This window comes from Streptomyces sp. FH025 (assembly GCF_017427025.1).
In the GTDB taxonomy this organism is placed as follows: Bacteria; Actinomycetota; Actinomycetes; order Streptomycetales; family Streptomycetaceae; genus Kitasatospora.
In genome coordinates this window covers 1-20,005 of sequence record NZ_JAFLNG010000066.1, presented here as the reverse complement: position 1 = coordinate 20,005, position 20,005 = coordinate 1, and the positions used below count along the sequence as shown (strand labels likewise).

General features: G+C 69.6%; 24 protein-coding genes. 22 read left to right on the top strand and 2 right to left on the bottom strand.

Annotation, left to right across the window (positions count from 1 at the left end; translation table 11 throughout):
* On the bottom strand, positions 1 to 190 hold a 190-nt coding region (locus tag J0670_RS07675; protein WP_207810635.1), incomplete at its 3' end, for a hypothetical protein.
* A 606-nt stretch (positions 191 to 796) separates the two neighbouring features.
* Between J0670_RS07675 and J0670_RS07670 the strand changes: the two genes are divergently transcribed.
* From J0670_RS07670 to J0670_RS07655, 4 genes are all read left to right on the top strand, one after another.
* A complete protein-coding gene (locus J0670_RS07670; protein WP_207810634.1) occupies positions 797 to 1,201 on the top strand; it encodes a RidA family protein in 405 nt (134 codons plus the stop codon).
* Between the two features lie 225 nt (positions 1,202 to 1,426).
* On the top strand, positions 1,427 to 1,750 hold the full coding sequence (locus tag J0670_RS07665) for an HNH endonuclease (protein ID WP_207810633.1): 324 nt from the start codon (positions 1,427 to 1,429) through the stop codon (positions 1,748 to 1,750).
* Positions 1,747 to 2,097, top strand: a complete 351-nt coding sequence (locus tag J0670_RS07660; RefSeq protein WP_207810632.1) for a hypothetical protein — start codon at positions 1,747 to 1,749, stop codon at positions 2,095 to 2,097. Before J0670_RS07665 ends, J0670_RS07660 begins: the two co-directional genes overlap by 4 nt.
* Positions 2,098 to 2,109: 12 nt before the next feature.
* Positions 2,110 to 2,340 carry a hypothetical protein gene (locus tag J0670_RS07655; RefSeq protein WP_207810631.1) on the top strand — a complete coding sequence of 77 codons (231 nt, stop codon included), beginning with the start codon at positions 2,110 to 2,112 and terminating at the stop codon, positions 2,338 to 2,340.
* Between the two features lie 10 nt (positions 2,341 to 2,350).
* Here the strand turns inward: J0670_RS07655 and J0670_RS07650 are convergent, their stop codons facing one another.
* Positions 2,351 to 2,623 (bottom strand): hypothetical protein, encoded by a 273-nt coding sequence (locus J0670_RS07650; RefSeq protein WP_207810630.1) that lies wholly within the window; start codon positions 2,621 to 2,623, stop codon positions 2,351 to 2,353.
* Between the two features lie 148 nt (positions 2,624 to 2,771).
* Here J0670_RS07650 and J0670_RS07645 point away from each other — a divergent pair, with 148 nt between their 5' ends.
* The 18 genes from J0670_RS07645 to J0670_RS07560 all read left to right on the top strand — a co-directional run.
* Positions 2,772 to 4,433 carry a terminase gene (locus tag J0670_RS07645; RefSeq protein ID WP_307806429.1) on the top strand — a complete coding sequence of 554 codons (1,662 nt, stop codon included), beginning with the start codon at positions 2,772 to 2,774 and terminating at the stop codon, positions 4,431 to 4,433.
* On the top strand, positions 4,433 to 5,893 hold the full coding sequence (locus J0670_RS07640) for a phage portal protein (protein ID WP_207810629.1): 1,461 nt from the start codon (positions 4,433 to 4,435) through the stop codon (positions 5,891 to 5,893). The genes J0670_RS07645 and J0670_RS07640 overlap by 1 nt, the downstream gene beginning before the upstream one ends.
* On the top strand, positions 5,853 to 6,701 hold the full coding sequence (locus tag J0670_RS07635) for a hypothetical protein (protein ID WP_207810628.1): 849 nt from the start codon (positions 5,853 to 5,855) through the stop codon (positions 6,699 to 6,701). Before J0670_RS07640 ends, J0670_RS07635 begins: the two co-directional genes overlap by 41 nt.
* 389 nt (positions 6,702 to 7,090) lie before the next feature.
* Positions 7,091 to 7,588, top strand: coding sequence for a hypothetical protein (locus J0670_RS07630; protein ID WP_207810627.1), 498 nt, complete (start codon positions 7,091 to 7,093; stop codon positions 7,586 to 7,588).
* 68 nt (positions 7,589 to 7,656) lie between these two features.
* A complete protein-coding gene (locus J0670_RS07625; protein ID WP_207810636.1) occupies positions 7,657 to 8,682 on the top strand; it encodes a P22 phage major capsid protein family protein in 1,026 nt (341 codons plus the stop codon).
* A gap of 8 nt (positions 8,683 to 8,690) precedes the next feature.
* Positions 8,691 to 9,119, top strand: coding sequence for a hypothetical protein (locus tag J0670_RS07620; protein ID WP_207810626.1), 429 nt, complete (start codon positions 8,691 to 8,693; stop codon positions 9,117 to 9,119).
* A 26-nt stretch (positions 9,120 to 9,145) separates the two neighbouring features.
* A complete protein-coding gene (locus J0670_RS07615) occupies positions 9,146 to 9,505 on the top strand; it encodes a hypothetical protein (protein WP_207810625.1) in 360 nt (119 codons plus the stop codon).
* Positions 9,489 to 9,767, top strand: coding sequence for a DUF5403 family protein (locus J0670_RS07610; RefSeq protein WP_207810624.1), 279 nt, complete (start codon positions 9,489 to 9,491; stop codon positions 9,765 to 9,767). Before J0670_RS07615 ends, J0670_RS07610 begins: the two co-directional genes overlap by 17 nt.
* A complete protein-coding gene (locus tag J0670_RS07605; RefSeq protein ID WP_207810623.1) occupies positions 9,764 to 10,189 on the top strand; it encodes a hypothetical protein in 426 nt (141 codons plus the stop codon). The genes J0670_RS07610 and J0670_RS07605 overlap by 4 nt, the downstream gene beginning before the upstream one ends.
* Before the next feature lie 21 nt (positions 10,190 to 10,210).
* A complete protein-coding gene (locus tag J0670_RS07600) occupies positions 10,211 to 10,813 on the top strand; it encodes a hypothetical protein (protein ID WP_207810622.1) in 603 nt (200 codons plus the stop codon).
* A 666-nt stretch (positions 10,814 to 11,479) separates the two neighbouring features.
* Positions 11,480 to 11,821: a hypothetical protein gene (locus J0670_RS07595; RefSeq protein ID WP_207810621.1), complete on the top strand. Its 342-nt coding sequence runs from the start codon at positions 11,480 to 11,482 to the stop codon at positions 11,819 to 11,821.
* Positions 11,782 to 12,321: a hypothetical protein gene (locus tag J0670_RS07590; protein ID WP_207810620.1), complete on the top strand. Its 540-nt coding sequence runs from the start codon at positions 11,782 to 11,784 to the stop codon at positions 12,319 to 12,321. Before J0670_RS07595 ends, J0670_RS07590 begins: the two co-directional genes overlap by 40 nt.
* 11 nt (positions 12,322 to 12,332) lie before the next feature.
* Positions 12,333 to 14,537, top strand: a complete 2,205-nt coding sequence (locus tag J0670_RS07585) for a hypothetical protein (protein WP_207810619.1) — start codon at positions 12,333 to 12,335, stop codon at positions 14,535 to 14,537.
* Between the two features lie 4 nt (positions 14,538 to 14,541).
* The gene (locus tag J0670_RS07580; protein ID WP_207810618.1) at positions 14,542 to 15,750 is read left to right on the top strand and encodes a phage tail domain-containing protein; all 1,209 of its coding nucleotides are present in this window, start codon (positions 14,542 to 14,544) and stop codon (positions 15,748 to 15,750) included.
* An 8-nt stretch (positions 15,751 to 15,758) separates the two neighbouring features.
* Complete coding sequence (locus tag J0670_RS07575; protein ID WP_207810617.1) at positions 15,759 to 16,907, top strand: hypothetical protein; 1,149 nt, start codon at positions 15,759 to 15,761, stop codon at positions 16,905 to 16,907.
* Positions 16,907 to 18,079 (top strand): hypothetical protein, encoded by a 1,173-nt coding sequence (locus J0670_RS07570; protein ID WP_207810616.1) that lies wholly within the window; start codon positions 16,907 to 16,909, stop codon positions 18,077 to 18,079. The genes J0670_RS07575 and J0670_RS07570 overlap by 1 nt, the downstream gene beginning before the upstream one ends.
* Positions 18,076 to 18,597 (top strand): hypothetical protein, encoded by a 522-nt coding sequence (locus tag J0670_RS07565; protein ID WP_207810615.1) that lies wholly within the window; start codon positions 18,076 to 18,078, stop codon positions 18,595 to 18,597. The genes J0670_RS07570 and J0670_RS07565 overlap by 4 nt, the downstream gene beginning before the upstream one ends.
* Positions 18,598 to 18,757: 160 nt before the next feature.
* On the top strand, positions 18,758 to 20,005 hold a 1,248-nt coding region (locus tag J0670_RS07560; protein WP_207810614.1), incomplete at its 3' end, for a LysM peptidoglycan-binding domain-containing protein.

Sequence of the window (20,005 nt, the reverse complement as noted above, 5' to 3'; positions counted from 1 at the left end):
ACTCGACAGCGGCCACAGCCGGGCCCTGGATGGCCCGCTTGACCAGTCCGGGCACCTGCTTGCCCCAGTGGGCGAAAAGGGCGGTCAGCAGGGCTGCTGCGGCTCCTCCGCCCCAGTTGTGCGTCTGCCACGGCGACCCCGCCAGCAGCATGACCAGGCCCAGGGCAGCGGGGGTGAAGTGGTTACGCATCGTGATCTCGTTTCGGTCGGTCCGTCGCTTGCAGGACCAACACTGCACCGGAGATGCATTGAAAGTCCAATGCAAGTAACGTGATGCCCATCACACAATGAGAAGCACTCGCTTCGGCCAAAGTCGGAAGACGCGCGCTCACGCGAAGTGAAGCTAACTCGCAAGCGAGGCAAGGGATTTGGCAGGTCTACGACGCCGGTTCGGCGGTTGTCGCGAGGGTGCCCGGGGGGCGCCTCCCGCGCGCGCTCCTTTACTGCCCGGGGCGTCATAGCAGTCGAAATTCGATACGAATATCGGCCGACCCCTTCTATTGACGGGAAAGAGCAGTGTGACCTGCGGGAATAAACTCAGCGCCACGCGCTGTGGACAGAGAGTGAGGCTCTCTCATCCTCTGCTGGATGGTGAAACGGGCTGGCCGACTTCGGCGCAGAGGCTCCACTCATCACGCCAGCGCCCGGAGGAGCCCACTGCAGCCAATTCTGTGCGCGCAGAGAACACTTGGAAGGTGCTACCAGGCAAGCATCGTTTATGCGGACCCGTAACTTCTCTGCACAAGGGGCCTGTCTGCACCTGACGGTTCCACACGCTGCATCAAGGGAGTGAGTCATGAGTTCTCAGGTGAAGGCATTCGGGTTCGGCATGCCGTGGGAGTCGTTGTACGGGTACAGTCAGGCCGCTCAGGTCGGTGACACGGTCTATGTGTCGGGGCAGTTGTCTCATGACCGTCACGGCAACTTCGTGGGTGCCGGCGACTTCGAACTGCAGGTCCGCACCGCGCTGGAGAATCTGGACCTGGTGCTGAGGCATTTCGGGGCCGAGCGTAGCCAGATAGTCGAGACCACGGTTCTGGTGAGGAACCTGCGGGAGAACTTCGACGCGACGGCACGCCTCCACGCCCAGTACTTCGGGGAGCATCGGCCCGCCAGCACGGTCATGGGCGTTTCCGACTTGGCGCTGCCGGACCAACTCGTGGAGATCGGCGCGCTCGTGCGTCTCGATGTGAAGCCGTAGGCGAGGAGGCCGGCCTGATTCCCTCGGCCTCTTTCATTCGGCCGGCGTGTTAACCGGGCGGCCTAAATACATGTGGAGGCGGTTCGCGCGCGTGCGCGCACCTGTTGCTGCGGCACCCGGCCGACCTCCCCTCGCAGCCCCGCCAGGGCAACGCTCCCCGATCGGCCCTCTCTCCCCGGTTGCGGTCGAGCACCTGGCGGGGCCCTGCGCTTCAAGGAGGCCGCCATGTCCGCGAGTTCGCGCCGGACGACCCCGCTCCCTGCGCACTGGGCCCGCCTTCGCCGAGCGGTGATGAACCGCGACGGCTGGATGTGCCAGCACATCCGGTATGACACCGGCGAGCCGTGCGCCGAGCCCGCGCGCCACTGCGACCACATCGTCCCCGCCTCCGAAGGCGGCACCGACGACCCCGCCAACCTCCGCGCGCTGTGCGACTGGCACGTGCTCCGTAAGGACTCCGCCGATGCCGTCCGCGCCCGCAAGAGGGCCGCCGCGGACCGCTGGCAGCCCGCTCGAACCCGCCGTCGCCACCCCGGGGAGGTCCGTTGAACGTCGACCCGACCGAGAAGGACCCGTCGAAGATCCGCGCTGCGCTGGTCGCGCTGTACGAGACGGAACTCGACCTTGAGCCGACCGACCTCGCGCTGATCGACATCGCCGCGCCGATGCTCGCCCGCGCTGCTCAGCTCGACGCCGTGGTGAAGCGGGAGGGCCAGATGATCCCCGGCGGGAACCGCGCCGGAATGATGGTCCTCCACCCCGGCATCGCGCAGGCCCAGACCAACCGGGCGAGCGCGGCCGGCCACCTCGCCAAGATCCGCGGTGAAGGCGAAGGCCCGAAGCGTGGCCACAATGCCCGCGACGCCGTGGGCGCCCGCTGGGGCAACCGAGTCTGAGAGGAGCCCGCCGTGGCACGCCGCAAGGCAGCACGGGCCGCCGGCCCCTCGGACGAGTCCCTGCGCATCGCCCGGACCATCGTCTACTACGAGGCATGCCTTGACCGCGAGGTCCCGCACGCCGTCGCCCGCGAACTGTGGGCCCACGACATGACCACGCCGTTCGCGGCCGGTGAGCACGTCTCTGTCGACGCCGCCCGGCTGCTGGAGGCCCGCGCCCGCCGGGAGGCAGCCCAGCCGTAGGAGGTGGCTGTCAGCTCTCCTCTGGGCCGGGTCGCCGCGAGCCGCGCCGCAGCTCCTCCACCTGGAGGCGCACCTGCTCCTGCTGGAGGCGCAGTTCCTCTTGCCGGGTCTTCTCCTTCTCCTGCTTGGTCCTCTCCTGCGCCTGCTTGGTCTCCTCCTCCTTCAGCCTGACCTTCGCATCTTGCGCTCCCCTGAACAGCCCGATCAGCTCCGGACCGAGCACATCAATCGCCCGAACGATCCCGACCTCCACCACCCTGGCGATCCTTTCGCCGATGGACACCGCGCCGGTGTCCTGGGGAATTAGCACCCTGACGGGTGGTGCTTCCGGGCCCTGCTTCGAGCGGGTGGGTGCCGTGTTACTGCGGGCGGGCTGAGTCGACATGAAGTCAGCTTAGGGGCCCAGTAAGCCTTGTAGATCCGGCTAGGAGGTGGCCATCCTGACCATCACCTACGAGCCGGTGCGCACGATCCCGGACGACGTTCCCCACCCGCACCGCACGCTGGCGGGCGAGCTGCTGCGCTGGTCGGTCCGCGCGTTCCGGCCGGACTGGAAGTACACCCCGGAGCAGGTCAGAATCCTCGCCCGCTGGTACGAGTTGCACGACGACGCCGTACCCGAAGACCCTAACGACCCCGAGACCTGGGGCCGGGCCTTCCGCTACGAGTCCGGCACCCTGCGCCGCCTGAAGGGCTGGGGCAAGGACCCGATGATGGCCTCCGTCTGCGCGATGGAGTTCGTCGGCCCGTGCCGCCTGGTCGGCTTCCGCGACGACGGCTCGCCCATCGGCGGACCGCCGCAGGAGAGCTGGGTGCAGATCTTCGCCACAGCCGCTGGCCAGAACGTCAACACGATGTCGGCGCTGAGCACGATCTTTTCCCAGGCCGCCATCGACCGATACGCGATCAAGCTGGGCCAGGAGGTCTGCTACGCCTCGCAGACCGACACCGACGGCCGTCAGTGCCGCCTGGAGGCGAAGGCCTCGTCCTTCCGCGCTGCGGAGGGCGGCCGGCCGTCTCTGGCCCTGCTCAACGAGACGTGGCACTGGGTGGAAGCCACCCAGGGGCCCCGCCTGGCGGCCACAATTCGCCCCAACGCCACCAAAGTTGGCGGGCGGACGATGGAGATCACCAACGCGCCGGTGATCGGCGAAGAGAGTGTCGCCGAGGGCACGTGGTACGCCTGGGAGAAGCAGCGCGACGGCATCAACCGCGATGCCGGTATCTACTACGACTCGGTGGAGGCCCCGCCCGGGGTCGACCTCGCCGACGAGGAGCAGTTGCGCGCCGCGATCCTGTGCGCCCGTGGCGACTCGGTCTGGATCAATCCGGCCCGGGTGATGAAGGACATCTGGTCGGCCAGCACGTCCGAGGACGAGTCCCGCCGGAAGTACCTCAACCAGCTCAGCTCGCACGATGATGCGTTGGTCGACCGGGACACCTGGGACCTGGCCACGGTCGAGCCCGAGGACGGCATCAAGCCTGGCGAGCGGATCGTCCTGGCTTTCGACGGCGGCAAGACAGACGACTCGACTGCTCTCCTAGGCATGCGCGTTCGGGACCGGCTGGTCCAGCCGCTCGCGCTGTGGGAGAAGCCGGACGGCCCGGCCGGCAAGAACTGGGAAGTCGACGGGGTCGAGGTCAATGAGATGGTCGGCCACGTCTTCCGGAAGTACACGGTCGTCGCGTTCTTCGCCGACGTGGCCGGTTGGGAGGGCTGGGTGGCCGACTGGTCGGAGACCTACGGCAAGGACTTGCTGATCAAGGCGTCCGGGAAGTCGTCGGTCGGGTTCGACATGCGCGCCAACCAGCGCGAGATCACGACCGAGCACATGGCGATGGTCGGGGCGATCGAGGCCCAGGCCCTGCCGCATGTGCGCGACTACTCGCTGACCCGGCACACCATGAACGCCCGCAAGCGCCCGAACAAGTTCGGCATCGGGTTCGGCAAGGAGTCCCGCGAGTCGAAGCTGAAGGTCGACCTCTACGCCACGATGGTGATCGCCTGGATCGCCCTGCGCCGCCTCATGGAGAGCGGCAAGCTCAAGCCCTCGAAGCAGCCCGGAACGCTACAGACCCGAGGAGGGTTCTGATGTCCCTCCCCGTCGTACTCCAGCGTGCCCGTCACGCGAAGGGTCTGATCGACCACGACGCCGAGCGCCTGAATTTGGTCGACCGGTACGCCCGGGGCCTGCACCGCGCGCCGTGGATGCCGGCCAAGGCGAACAGCGAGTTCAAGGACCTCGTGAAGCGCTCGATCGTGAACGTCTCCGGCCTGGCGGTGGAGGCCCCGCTGAACGCCCTGCGGGTGCAGGGCTTCCGCCGGCCGGGCAGCGGTGAGAACGCGTACGAGTGGCGGTACTGGCAGAAGAACCGGCTGGACGAGCGGCAGAACGCCGTCCACCGTGCGGCCCTGACCAGCGGGGCCGCGTACGTCGTGGTCACCCCCGACCCGCGCCGGGGACGCCGCGAGCCGCTGATCCGCGCGTACGACGCGATCAACACGGTGGCGGTCTTCGCCGATCCGGCCTGGGACGAGTTCCCGGTGTACGCGCTGCACGTGCCCGAGCAGCAACCGGACAAGAACCGCACACTCGCCTTCCTGTGGGACAACATCGCGCGCCACACGGTCGACCTGGACGCTGAGCCCGATTCCGCGGTGCTGGCCTCTGAGCCGCACGGCATGAACGTGTGCCCGGTGGTCCGTTTCTCCCCGGCGGTGGACCTTCGGGGCCGCGCCCGGGGCCTGGTCGAGCCGCTGATCGTCTCGCAGGACCGCCTCAACCAGCAGACGCTGTCGCTGCTGCTCAACGAGCACTGGGGCGCCCACGCGATCCGCTTCGCCACCGGCCTCGCGCCAGCCGAACGCCTGGACCCGGAGACGGGTGATCCGCTGCGCGATCCGGAGACCGGCGAGCCGGTGTACGACGTGCCCTCGCTGGACCCGTCCACCCTGCTGATGGCCCCCAACAGCGACGCGAAGTTCGGGCAGCTCCCGGCGATGCCGACCGGCGATCTGCTGGCATCCCGCCGTCAGACGATCGAGGAGCTGATGGGCCTGGCGGACGTGCCGCCGCACTACCTCGCCGGATCGAACCTGGTGAACCTGAGCGCGGACGCCCTCGCGGCAGCCGAGACCTCGTTCAAGCGCTTCCTCAGCACGCTCCAGGACTCCCTGGGCGAGTCCTGGGAGAGCGTGTTCCGGCTGTGCGCCGTCGCGGCCGGCCGGGGCGAGATCGAGCAGGACGAGAGCCAGGTCGAGTGGGCCGAGAAGTCGACCCGCAGCCTCGCCCAGGCTGCCGACGCGATGGTCAAGCTGATGCAGCAGGGAGTCCCGCTCGCCGTAGCGCTACGCAAGGTCCCCGGCTTCAGCCAGGCCGACATCGATGAGGCGGTAAAGGCCGCCGAGGAGGCCGCCCGCAAGGCGGAGCAGGCCGAAGCCGAGGCCCTGAGGCAGCAGAAGGAGGCGAGCGTTGGCGTGGACTCCAAGGTCCGCCGAGATTCTGCGGGCGGTGGCCGCGTACCAGCTCGCGCAGGAAGCGCTGGCCGGTGAGTTCGCGGCCCGCTGGGCGGAGGCCCTGGCCGCCGTCGAGGCCCGCGACATCGCGGGGTCGCTGAGCGAGCTGGAAGCCGAGTACGCGGCGGCGATCCGCGAATCCGCGGCGGCCTCCCGGGCGCTGTCGGTCGCCTTCTACCGGTTGATCCGGGCGCTGGAGACCGGCCGCGTGATCGGCGGCCCCGGCTACCGGCCGGGAGCCTCGCTCGGTTCCCTGTGGGCCGACTTCAACCGCGCCACGGGCAAGCGGACCGGCTCCGGACCGTCAACGCCTCTGCCCGTGGACACTCGCAACCCCTTCCCCGCCGCCGTCCTGGAACGCGAGGCCGAGCGGGTAGCGGAAGCGTTCCGCCGCCAGGTCGCCGACCGCGTCAAGCAGCACGAGCGCGAACGCGCCGGCCGGGGCTCGGCCGTGCTGGACGACGCCGAGCTGATCGCCTGGGAGCGCGAGTTCCTGGACTCGCTGAAGACCGGCAGCACCGGAGCGGGCGGGATGCTCGTCCAGGACGGCGGCCGGGACATGATCCACACCGCGCTGCAGGACGACCCCGGGGCGATCGGCTACTACCGCGCCACCGACAGCTCGCCCTGCTACTTCTGCGCGCTGATGGCCGCCCGTGGAGCGGTCTACAAGTCGAAGCGCACGGCCGCGTTCGGCGCTCACCCCCACTGCCACTGCCAGGCCGTCCCGATCTTCTCCCGCCGCTACCAACTGCCCTCCGAGAACGAGAAGTTCGCTCGGATGTGGCGCGAGTTCGGGGGCGGCTCGCTGGCGGACTGGCGCGCGTACTACCGCAAGACTTGAGTGCAGCACCGGCAGCCCCTGGCTGTCCTGCTACAGAAGGAACCACCCCACAAGCGCCGAGGCCCAGAAGCTGGCGAGCACCAGTAGGCAACTGCCACCGAAGTAAGCCGGACCCCCACTACGGTATTCGTACATGCCGCGATGCCAGGCGCTGACGCCCGGATGATCTGCCGCGTAGTGGGCTTCGTTATTGGCATAGGCATGGCTCTGAGGAAGCCACGGAGTGCGCCTTCCGCACTCGCCGCACACGTATCGGAAGTTGCGCACTAACATGTCCGCCCCCGCGCGGTAGTACGTCTGTCCGTCAGGACTTTGTCAATGAGCCTGAAGTCGAAGGGACTTCGGGTGATCTACCACTGATGGTCGAGACCGTAAACTTAAGGAGAGACGTGCCCGAGGCCCTGAAGCCCGAAACCCCGACCCCGGCCGAGGTGATCCCCGGCGGCGTGGTGAACCCGGCGACCCCGCCAGCCATCACCGAGCAGCCCGCGACCCCAGCCCTGGCAGGCAGCCAGGAGAGCGCCGCCCCGAAGCCGGTGGAACCGGACTACCGCGCGCTGTACGAGAAGATGCAGGCCGACCTGGACACCGCCCGTGAGCGCGGCCAGGAGGCCGGGGTTGAGGCGGACGAGCTCCGTGCGCAGGTCGCCCAGCTCCAGGAGCAGGTCCTTCGGGACCGCATCGCCGCCGAGTACGCGCTGCCGCCGGTCCTCGCCGCCCTGGTCCAGGGCTCCGACGAGGCGGCTGTGCGCCAGCATGCCGAGCAGCTGGCCGTCGTCGCCGCCCCGAAGCCCGTGCTGGGCGCGGGCGGGCTGACCCCGCACTCCGAGCCTGACCCGTACAAGGGCCTCGCCGAGAAGCTGCGCCAGCGCCGTTACGGCATCTGACCCCCACCCGCACCGCATGAGGCCGTCCTGCTCCGGGGCGGCCTTCCGTCTTCCCGAGGAACAGCGCCATCTCTCTCAACCCCGCACGTGCCAACGCCTTCCAGAACCCGGACAAGCTGGTCCAGGCGGCCCTGGCGAACTTGAAGGACAGCGTCGTCCTGGCCAACATGTTTGACCGCCGGGCCGCGTCCGAGTTCGTCAACGCCACTGGCCAGGTCATCAACATCCGCCGCCCCGCCCGCCTGAAGGGCGCTGAGGAGGCGATCGACGCCAAGCGCAAGTTCAACGACGCCTCCACCTGGATTCAGTCGGAGAACCTGAACGAGGGCCTGCTGTCGGTCAAGCTCGACACCCACGCCTACTCCGCGGTGGACCTCTCCGACGCCGAACTCTCCCTGGATCTCCTGTCTTTCGGCGAGCAGGTCATGGTCCCGCAGATCGACTCCATCACCGAGCGTCTGGAGAACAAGGTCGCCTCCGCGATGACCGAGTTCCCCGAGGTCGCCACCGCCGCGAAGATCCCCACCGACCTCACCAAGGCGGCCTCCGACGAGCAGGCCGGCCAGATGATCCGCAAGGCGCTCGCCCGCCTGCGTGTGCAGCTCAACAAGGAGAACATCCCCGCCGAGGGCCGGACCGTCGTCCTGGGCTCCGAGGCCGCGTTCTACCTGCTGAACTCCTCGTCCATCCTCAACGCCTCCGAGCACGCGGACGGCGGCGCGGCCCTGAAGGAGAGCACGCTCGGGCGCGTCCACGGTTTCCGCCTGGTGGAGTCCACGAACGACGTCCTCAACCCGATGGGCATCTACGCCTTCCACCGCTCCGCAATCCAGCTCGTCTCCGGCGCGCCGTCCGTCCCGGAGTCCGCGCAGGGCGGCCGGCAGAGCGCGGAGGGCTTCGCGCTGCGCTGGATCAAGGACTACAACAGCGGCGCGGCCATGGAGCGCAGCTTCCTGTCCTCCTACTGGGGCGCCACCCTGGTCACCGACCTGAAGAAGGGCGAGACCAACTGGCAGGACCCGAAGAACATCGTCAAGGTCCGGGGCGTCAAGGTCACCTTCACAGGCGAGCCGGCCGCCGCCCCGGCCAAGTAAGGGCCGCCGTGGCGCTCGACGTCGCCGACCTCTTCAAGCGCCTGGGCAAGCCCGCCCCGCCCACCGGCACGCCGGAGTGGGAGCGGGCCAACGCCGCGCTGGAGGACGCGTTCTGGGTGATCGCCGCTCAGGGACACCCCGGGTGGTCGCCCGAGCGGCACCCGCCGGTGATCCGCACTCTGGCCCTGGCCGTCGCCGACCGGCGCTTCCGCAACCCCGAGGGGTACGTCCAGGAGCAGGCGGGAGAGGTCTCCTACCGCATGCCGGACGGCACGCCGATCGGCCTGGCCCTCACCCGGGGCGAAGTCGCCCTGATCGAACGGACTGCCGGCCGATCAGGGCTGCGCTCCGTCCAGGCCCGCCGCGAGGTCGCCTCGCGCGGCCTGCGCACCGGCTACCCGTTCCCGGACCCCGAGGACTCCGGGGGTGCCGCGTGAGCCTGCTGGAACGTGGGCGCTCCCGCGTGACCGTTCACACCGTGGTCATGGTCGATGACGGCTACGGCGACCAGCGGCCGGCACCCGGCCCGAGCAACACGTACTCGGCCTGGGTCCAGCCGGTCGGCGACGCCGCAGGCTGGCGGGCCCCGGTCGGCGCTCAGGTCGGATGGTCCCCACCGGTCCGCCGCAAGATCGTCTTCCCCCCGGACACCGTGATCGACAAGTGGTCCGCAATCTCCTTCGAGGACGATGGCGACCCCGGCACCCGCTGGGCCGTCGTGGACCCGCCCCGCGCCCACCACGGCGCTTCCGACCGCATGCGGTTCGTGACCGTGATCGTGGAAGGGGGTGGCCAGAGTGGTGGAAGTGAGGCCGGACCTTGACGCCGTGATCGCCGGCCTTCCCGGCGTGATGGGCGCGCTCAAGCTGGAGGCCGAGGAGCGCAAGGCCCGGGTCGCGGCGAAAGCCGCGCTACACATCGAGACCGGCGAGTTCATAGCCGGGCTGAAGGTCCGCCGGCACTCCAAGGGCTACGCGATCATCAACATGGACCCGCTGGCCGCCCACAAGAACTGGGGCGGTTGGAACGAGCGGGCCGGGCGCCACGTGGACGGCATCCACGCGATGGAGGCCGCCCTGTGGTGACCGAGCCCTACCTGATGCCCGACTCCGAGCGCATCGTCCTGGAAGCCCTGCGCACCGTGCTGCCCGGCGTCCGCTGCGCGGTCTACCTTCCTACCGACTGGCAGCTCGCCCTGCGCGAGACCGGCGGCTTGGTGATCGCCCGCCGCGTCGGCGGGACGATGAAGGACAAGCGGTACGTGGACGAGGGCATGTTCGTCGTCCAGACGTACGCCGCCGCGCGTGCGGACGCCTCTCTGCTGGCCCGACGGGCCCGCGCTGGCCTGGTCCGCCTGACCTTCGAGCAGTGGGGCAACACCGACGGCTACCTCTCCCGGTTCCGTGAGGCGACGGGGCCGTTCATGACCACCGATCCTATGACCGAGGCCCAGACCGACTCCTACAGGTTCTCGGCCAATTACATGATCGCTACAAGGCCCCGCTGACGGGCCGGAAGGGAGTCAGCGATGGCTGCTGACGACGCCCCGGTCCTGGTACCGGGCACCGGATACATCTACGTCGCCCCGCCGGGCACCCCACTGCCCGACCTCAAGGCGGGGTTCGACCCGAAAGACTCGACCAAGTGGGGCCCCGAGGGCCTGACGTGGAAGAGCATCGGGAACACCTCGCTGGACAACGGCATCGAAATGAGCGTCGACGGCGACGAGCCTGAGGTGCTGGGGTCCTGGCAGAACAAGAGCCTGAAGACCACCGACCCCGGTAAGACCTACGCGGTGACGATCAATCTCAGCGACTTCACCGCCGAGTCGTACAAGCTCTACTACGGCACCGACAAGGGGCTCGACAGCAAGGGTCTGTTCTCGATCCCGGCCTCCCCCACCGCCCAGAACCGCGCGCTGATGATCGCCGCCGTGGACGGCACGAAGTGCGTCGCCTGGCACTACCCGAAGAGCAGCATCATCGGCGCGGACTCAGTGACCATGGATCCCGCCGCCCTCGGCGAGATGCCGGTGAAGGCCACCGTCGTGGCCCTCAACCAGTCCACCCCGCTCGGCTCGGTGACGCCGGTGTTCGACCTGGCCGCCGGTCTCCCGGCGCCTGCTGCCTGAGCGTCCTAACCAGTAGCAACTCAAGCTGCAAAACGTCCTCACCGCTGTTCACTGCCAACGTCGGGCAGGTCGGTGTGTCCAACAGCAAACTGCGATGGGGAGGGATGCTTGTTACGACGTAGCTCATCCCTTACCGCGCGAATCGACCTAATGCCAGCGATTGCATCCTTGCTTAGCGGAGGAATGTATTTAAGGACCAGGCGAATCGCGCCGAAAATCCCGGTAGTGATTACCCCTGCGGTCACCAGCCAGTCCGCCATTCCAAAGCCCTTTTCCTAAGGCGGAAGGCCGAGACGAGCTGAAGATGGCAGGCTCGACCCAACCTACCGCGAATCGCGATAAGACGAATCGAGATCCTGCCGGTGCAGAAATCTCATGTTGCCAATCTGGATTCGAGTCTCCAGATTTTGTTGATCCAAATTCCCCACCCATAAATATGGGCGGAACCCCCATGCTTGGTGTGCTCGCCTCGGGCTGTCGAGGTATGGAAAGCGCATGCGAAAAGACTTGGACACCGGTACAAGCCTGCGCTACCCAAATGAGCTCGCCACCCCCGTGATGTTGAGGTGGCATCAGCAGCAGTTGCCTGCCACTGACCAACAGTTTCGGGGAACGCGTGGAGCCCGTCAAACCGGAATAATCGATTACGTATTGGAGCGTTGCGCTGTGACCACCCTGGACTTCGCCAACCTCAAGGCCGAGGCCGAACGCAAGCACGCTGGCAAGGGCATGCCGTTCATCGCAAAGAGCGGCAAGAAGGTGCGGCTGCGCCGGATCGAGGCCCTGCCCGGCGGCGACCTAAAGACAGTGCTCGCCCTGCTGGACCTCGTACAGTCCGAGAAGGTCTCCAACGAGAAGCGCATCGATGCCATGTCCGCGCTGCTGGTCGCGGTCGCCTCCGATAAGAAGGCGATGCGCGAGTCCGTGGACGCGCTGCCGCTGGAGCAGGCCATGGTCGTGGTCGAACGGTGGATGGAGGGGGCCGCGCCGGGGGAAGCGTCGGCCTGATCAGGCTGCTGGACAAGCACGGCGCGGAGATCACCGCAGACCTGCGCCGCTACTGCGGCGTGGACGTCCTGGACTGGTTCCGGGGTCGGCACTCCGCGCGCTTCGTCCTCGCCCTGATTGGGACGCTCCCCGACGACTCGGCGACGGTGGCCGCCTTGCGCGGTGGCCGTGAGGCGCTGGGCTGGGACGCCCGGACCTACGTTCTGGCGGACCTGGTGGACGCCGTGCAGGCGCTCACCCACGTCCAGGTCGCCAAGGCCGCGAAGAACCCGCGCACGGTCGAGAAGCCGTCGCCGTACCCGCGCCCGTACGCCAAGAAGTCCCGCCGGCCGACCGGCACCAGCCCCTTCGCCGCCGCCCTCCAGCGTGAGGTCGGCGAGGGTGGGGGTCCTGTGCTCGCCGAACCACCTTCCCCCCTTGCAGAAACGTTTCGCCTACCGGCGGCCGTGCTCGCGCGCTCCACCGCGCCCGCTCGGCCCGCGCCGGTCCGACTCACGTAGGAGGTGAGCCTGTGGCCGGCCCCGGCGGCAAGGAGGCCGGGCGCGTCCATGTGCGCGTCCTGCCGGACACCGACGGCTTCCGGGACCGCTTGAAGCGGTACCTGGAGATGCTGGAGAAGTACACCAAGCTCTCCGTCAAGCTTGATCTTGACACCACGGGCGTGAATGCCCGGCTGCGGGAGCTGACCCACGACCGCAACGTCCGGGTCAACGTCGTCGCCGACACCGGCGAGGCCGCCGCCCGGATCGCCGCGCTCACGCGTGAGCGAACGGTCCGTATCCGGGCCGACGTCGACACGGTTCCGGCCGAAGGCCAGATCCGGCGCTTCACCGGCCGCAAGTGGCGGCTGGGCATCAACATCCACCTGGCCCGGGGTGGGTTCGACCGGATCAAGTCCGGTCTGCGGGAGGTCGGTTCGGGGGCCACCGAGGTCGCCCGGAACTTCGGCCGGCTGTTTACGCTCTCGATCGAGCAGACGGCCTCAGCCCTCCAGGGCATCGGGTCGGGCGTCAGCTCGGCCGCTCAGGGCGCACTCGGCATGGCGGCCGGGTTCGCCCAGTCCGCCGCTGCGGCAGCGCCGTTGCTGGTGGCGGTCATGGCCATCGCCTCCTGGGTGACGGTCGTTGCCTCCGGGCTGGTCGCCGTCCTGGCGCTGGCCGCCCTGCCGGTCCTGCCACTTGGCCTCGCGGCCGTCGCAGCGGCGGGCGACATGAAGGCCCTCGGCGACAAGGCCGAGGAGGCGATGCAGAAGGCGTCGGCGGCGCTCAAGCCCGCCACGGCGCTGATGCGCTCCGAGTTCGGTGGCGCGCTTCGCGACATCACGGGCTGGTTCCGCCAGGCCGAGCCGCAGGTCAAGGCGTTCTTCGACGCCGGGTCGCAGTACGTCCGGCCCATGGTGAAGTCGATCACCGACTTCACCGACGTCCTCTTCCCCAAGCTCACGGCGGCGATGTCGTCCGCCGGGATGCGGGCGTTCACCGACGAGCTGCCCAAGGCGCTCGTCGGCATCGGAGCCGCCCTTGGCGACTTCTTCGTCACCCTCTCGAACGGGGGTGACCGGCTCAAGCTGATCTTGAGCCCGCTGGTCGGCGTCCTGGACGCCGTCCTCCAGGGGCTGGCCTCCCTGGCGGTCCAGTTCTCACCCGAGATCGCCACGTCGATCTCGTGGTTCACGGACACCCTCCGCCAGTTCTTCCAGGTCTTCAAGGACAACGCCGAGGCCACGGCCTCCATGATGCGGCTGGTCGACCTGAGCCTTCGGGCGCTGGTCGTCGGCTTCGACATCACGATGGCCGCCTGGAACGCCCTGGCGGTCGGTGCCGTGGCTGCCTGGCATGCCGTCCAGGCAGCCTGGGACGGACTGACGTCCGCCACCTCCGCAGCCTGGTCCGCCGTGACCTCGTGGACGGCATCCACCTGGGCGTCCGTGCGCTCGTGGGTCTCGGACGCGGCCTCGTCGGTGGGCAACGCCGTCTCGTCTGCCTGGCGAAACGTTTCTTCGTGGACGTCCTCCACCTGGGGGTCGGTGACCGCCTGGACCTCGTCGTCCTGGTCGTCCGTGACCTCGTCCGTGTCGTCGGCGGTCTCGTCCACGGGCTCCGCCGTCGCCGCAGGCTGGCGGAACGTGACCTCGTGGACCTCGTCCGCGTGGAACTCCTGCACCAGCGCGGTGAGTTCGGCCTGGTCGAACATCGCCTCCGGCGTGTCGTCCGGCATCTCGACCGTCGTCTCCTACGTCTCCAGCCTGCCGGGCAAGATCCTTTCCGCGATCGGCGACCTGGGCTCGCTGCTGTTCGACAAGGGAAAGAGCGCGATCCAGGGCCTGGTCAACGGCATGAAGTCGATCAGCGTGTCCGGGGTCGTCTCCAGCATCGTCGGCTCGCTCAACCCGTTCAAGGCCAGCATGCCCGCCTCCTCCCCGGCCGCCACGCCACGGGCGTTGGCCGCGCCAATGGCGTTCGCCATGCCGGTCGCGCTCGCCGCACCGTACGCGAGCCCGCTGGAGCAGGCCCTTCGCCCGGTCACGGCCGGGCTTCGCTCGCTCGACTCCTACGGCTACGGCCAGCGCGCCGCCGCCAGCCTGCGCCACCCCGACACCGCGTCCAAGGCGGGCCGGGAGCGCTACGGCGCACACATCACCGTCAACGCCCGCACCGATGCGGACCCCCACGAGATCAGCAAGGCCATCGCGTGGGAGCTGAAAACCGGGAGGTAGCTGCTTGGGGGCTCTCTCCCCACCCTTCATCAGCGACATCACCGCCCACACCGCCCGCGTCTTCTTCACGAAGACAGCGGGCGCGTGGACCGACGTCGAAACCACCAACACCAAGACGGGCAAGGCGCACTACGACGCCGAAGACCCCGCCTGGCGGGGAACGGCCCTCGTCGGCGACGAAGGTCCACTGGGCGACGACCCGCCCCTGGAGCCGGACACCGAGTACCGGGTCCGCTACCACTGCACCGGCCCCGGCCTGGACGCCTGGTCGGAGCCGGTCACCTTCCGGACCCTGTCGGACCTGCCACCGCCGCAGCTTCCCGACATCGGCCCCCAGCCCAGCGCCCACAACCCCTACACCGGCCAGCCGTGGACGGCTGCATGGGGCGGGCTACTGCTCGGTGAGGACTCCTCCGTCGTACTGGAGGAGGTGGCCGGCCTCCTGGACGCGCCCGACGTCCGCACGTCGGACGCCGAGCTGCTTCAGCGCGACGGCCTGACCCCGGGCATCGACTACATGGGCGCCCGCACGGTCACCCTCACCATGCTCGCCCTGGACGACCACGAACTCCCGGACCTGCTGGCCGCGTTCGCCCCCGGCGGCGACGAGCAGCCGTTCACCTTCGCCTTCCCCGGGGTGGCCGGCGGGCGGGCCATGATTCGGGCCCGGGTGCGCAAGCGGGCCGTCACCGTGGACCGCGACTTCCACGCGGGCCGCCGCCGCGTCACCGTCGAACTCCTCGCCACCGACCCCCGGCTGTACTCGGCCGACGAGGCGACCGCGACCGTGGCGGTGGCCGCCCCCCGCGAGGGCAGGCCCATCTTTCCCTTGAGCTTCCCGTTCGACATGGGAAACGGACCAGCCGTCCGGGCCGCCCCGGACATCGACAACGCCGGGTCGGTCGCCACCTGGCCCGTCGTCCGGCTCACCCCGCGCTCCGGGGAGGTGCGCGACCCGTCGCTAACCCTCGTCCACAACGGCGAACGGAAGCGCTTCGCGCTTCGTGGACTGCGGGTCGGCCGCGGTGACGCCCTGGTGGTCGACATGGGCCGTCGCCGCATCACCCTCAACGGCGCTTCGCGGTTCGGGCAGGTCGACCCGGGCTCCACCTGGTTCTCCATCCCGCCCGGCGCGAGCACCGTCCAACTCGATGTACTCGAAGGCCCCGACGGGGTCACGGCGGACGTTTCTTGGCGCTCCGCCTGGATGTAAGGACCCCCTTGGCAACAGAACTTCGCGCCCCCCTCTTCGTCCAGCAAGGCCGGTATGACGCCTTGGACCTGCGCACGATGATCGGCGGAACCCGAGGCGCCCACGTCGGCGTCACCGGGCCCACCGCCCTGCTGGTCGAGAAGGTCGACAACCCCACCCCACGCGTGTCCGTCGCGGCGGGCTCGGTGTGGCTGCCCGACGACGTGGCCGTCTCCCACCGGGGGGCGGTGCACTTCGCGAACCTGGACGCCTCCGTGCAGCTCCAGTGCTCCACCCCCAAGCCCGGGGAGGCCGCGCGCACCGACCTGGTGGTGGCCTTCGCCGACCCCGACTCCGTTCCCGCCGGGCCACTCCTGATGGACATCCGCACCACCGCGGACCAGTACATGCAGCCCGTCACCTACACCGCCGACGGCACCCCCTACGCCACCGCCACCTCCGGCGCACAGGTGACCAAGGAGGGCGCCAAGGGCTGGTCCATCGCGGTGCTGGCCGAGTCCACCCCGGGCGCGAAGGACTGGCCGGTGCCGTCCAACTCGGTGCGGCTCGCCCTGGTGAACATCGCCCAGACCGGCATCACCGGCATCGAAGACGTCCGCTTCGTCGTCGCCGGGCAGCACGACACCACCCCGCTGCGGCACCTGCGTACCGCAGGCGCCCAGGGCATCGCCCAGGTGGCCGCCGGGGCTCCGGCCGGCAGTCTGGTATACGACTCGGTCACCACCGCCCTGCATAAGGTCACCGGCCCCGGCACCACGGCCCCGGTCATCCCCGGTGCCGTCCGCCTGGACGCCTCGTACCAGGCCGGAGACGGCGCGTGGGGCGCGGAGGGCTGGCATCAGTTCACCGCCCCGGCCGCCCCGTACCCGCGCCTGGTCACCGTCTCCTTCGAAGCCTCCTACCAAGGCAATTTCGGCGAGGGCTGGATCACCCCGCTGATCGTTGGTCACGGGGAGCGCCGCCGCGCAGGCCGCCCCCAGTACACCCGGGTCGGCGACTCCCGAGACGTCCGGGGCACGGCCACCATCCGCGTGCCAGCCGGAACCCCGCTGAACGTCTCCACGGTCTGCACTCCCGACCACACCGAGAACAACAACATCAAGTTCGTCGCGGCCTGGACGTCCTACGCCGAAGCCATCGTGGTCCCGGCGGCCTGATGACCGAGACCGAATACCGTGTGATCCTCTCCGAGTTCAAGGGCGGCGCTCTGCTCGCCGAGCTGCCCGTCTCGGCCCTGTCCTACCGCTCCATCCTCAACGCCCCCGGGGCCGCCTCGTTCACCGTGCCCTTGGCCGCCGAGCCCTTGGCGGGCCTGGACTGGTCGCTCATCTCGCCGTGGCGGATCATCGCCCACGTCCAGCGCGGCAGCCGCGTCCTGTGGGGCGGCCCCCTGCTCTCCTGGAACGTGGACCTCGCGGCCGAGGAGATGACCCTCGACTGCACCGGGCTGTGGGAGTACTACCGCCGCAACATGATCAACCTCGGGTACAGCACCGGCACGACCCCGCGCGAACAGACCACCATCGCCCGCGAGCTGATCCAGCAGTTCGCCGACAACCCCTCGCCCGTCGCCCCCGGCCAGCCCGGCTACTGGGGCAGCAACGGCCCCGGCGCGCTCACCTTCGGCCCGGACCTGGACACCATGAAGCGCGAGCGCACGTACCCGTGGTTCGAATGGAAGAGCGTCGGCGAGGCCGTCGAGCAACTGGCCGGGGTGATCAAGGGGTTCGATTTCCGCCTCGATTTCGCCTGGGACGTGGACGCCCGCGTGATCCGCAACCACTTCCGCTTCCTCTACCCGGCTGGCGGCCAGGACACCGGCATCGTCCTGGAGCACGGGGCAAACTGCACCGTCACCAGCGTGACGTCCGACGGCGACAAGATGTGCACCGAGACCGGCGTCAACGGCGCGGGCGAAGGCTGGTCGCAGCTGAAGTCATGGTGGTACAACGGCCAGCTCGAAACCGAGGACGGCCGCCGCATCCCCCGCCTCGCGTCCATCGCCACGAACAACTCGGTCGTCCGCGTCGACACCCTGACCGCGCAGGCCGAGCGCATGATCGCCGTCGGCGCGTTCCCGGTCATCGTCCCCGAGGTCACCCTGCACCCGGGCGGCGAGTACTCCGCCGCCGAGCTGCGCGTCGGCCACCGTATCCGCGTGCGCGCCCGCACCGCCCGCTGGCCCGGCATCGACGCCGAATACGTGATCCAGGAGATCAACACCAAGGTCACCCGGACCGGAGAGGAGACCACCCTCGCCCTCGTCCCCGTCACCATCTTCGAGCGCGTGGACGACTGGGTGAAGGGCGAACTGGAGGCAGCCGCGTGACCGTCTACGGCCGCCCCTCCCTCGCCGACTCCTTCCAGACCATCGACACCCGCCTGGCCGCGATGGAGCGCACCGCCAGCGCCCTCGGCGCGGTCCTGCCGATGACCCCCTACCGCCCCGGCCTGGACGTCGCCACCGCCTGGCGCGCCGCCGCCACCATCCCGACGGCCGGCATCGCCCACCCCGTCCTGCGCCTGGACTGCCGCGTCTCCAGCCGGACCGGCGCGAACGTCTGGCTGCGGCTGTTCGACGTCGACCGGGCCCGCGCGGTCACCGCGGAGTGGCAGTACACCGGCGGTGCGCTCAACAACGGTTGGGTGAGGCTCGATTGGGTCCTGCCCATGGGCGGAGGCCAGCCCGGCGAGTGGCAGCGCGTCCTCCTCCAGACCCGCACGGACGTGGAGGGCGGCGGCACCGTCGACCCCGGCGTGGCCATGGCCCTCCCGTTCAACCAGGCCCCCGGCGCGACCGAAGCCGGCACCTGGACCCCCGTACCGATCCCACCCGGCTACGCCTGACCCACATCTCCGAGACCACCGTGGAACGTTCCACGGTGGTCCCGGGCACGCCCGAAAGGACCCCTGCATCTCTCTCGAAGCAGTCATCACCGAGGCCACCAAGTGGGCTGACCAGAACTACCGGGGCGGCCTCTCCCCGAACGGCAAGTACTACGACACCGTGTTCGGGAAGTGGTACGCCCCGGGCTTCAACCACGAGCCGTTCTGCGACATGTTCGTCTCCTGGTGCGCCGACAAGGGCGGCGAAGCCGCAGCAATCGGCAAGTACGCCTACTGCCCCAGCCACGTCCAGGTGTTCCGCAACAAGGGCCGGTGGTTCGGGCGCGACGCCGCCTTCAAGCGTGGCGACATCGTCTTCTTCAGCTGGGACGGCGGCCCGACCGCCGACCATGTCGGCATCGTCCTGGAGGACTCCGCCCCGGAGCAGCAGGTCAAGACGGTGGAGGGCAACACTGCCCGTACCTCCGGCGCGGGCCAGGGCTCCGGCGGCTACGTCGCCCGCAAGACCCGCCCGCGCTCCGTCGTGCTCGGCGTCGGCCGCCCCGCCTACGCCTCCGGCGGCGGGGGCACCGCCCCGTCGACCGGTCACGTCGTCACCATCAACGGCAAGCCGTACGGCCCCGGTGCGCGCGGCGAGCACATCACCGCCATGGGCCGAGCCCTCGTCCGCGCGGGCTGCTCCCGCTACGACGAGGGCCCCGGCCCCGTCTGGGGCAGCGCGGACACCGAGTCGATGCGCGCCTACCAGATCAAGATCGGCGACACCGGCAGCGCCGACGGCATCCCCGGCCCCAAGCAGCTCGCCCGCCTGCTCACCGAGTTCGGTGACGCGCCCGTGCCGCAGCCGCCGGCCACCCGCACGATCACCGTCCGCCAGGGCATGACCCTTGGCGGCATCGCGGTGGCGCTCGGCACCACGGTTGCGGGTCTGCTCTCGCTGAACCCGCAGATCGGCGATCCGGACCGGATCACCGAGGGCCAGCAGATCACCGTCCCGGTCTCCTCCCCGACGTCCGCGCCGACCGCCGACGCGGCCACTGCGGACCCGACGGTGTCCCCGGTCCCGGACCAGAGCGAGCAGGCCGTCCCCGTCCCGGACCCGCTGCCCAGCCCGGCCCCGGGCGCGGCCACCCACACCGTCGCCGTGGGCGACAGCCTGTCCGCCATTGCCTCCCGCTACGGCGTCGGCCTGGACGCCGTGGTCAACGCCAACCCGCAGCTGCTCGACCCCGACCGGATCGAGGTCGGCCAGGTCATCAGCCTGCCGACCGCCACCGCCGGAGCCCCCGCCCCGCCGACCCACACCGTTGTCCCCGACGACACCCTGTGGGACATCGCCGCGCGCTACCGCGTCACCCTGGAAGCGCTGGTCGCCGCGAACACCGGCACCGTGGCGAACCCTGACCTG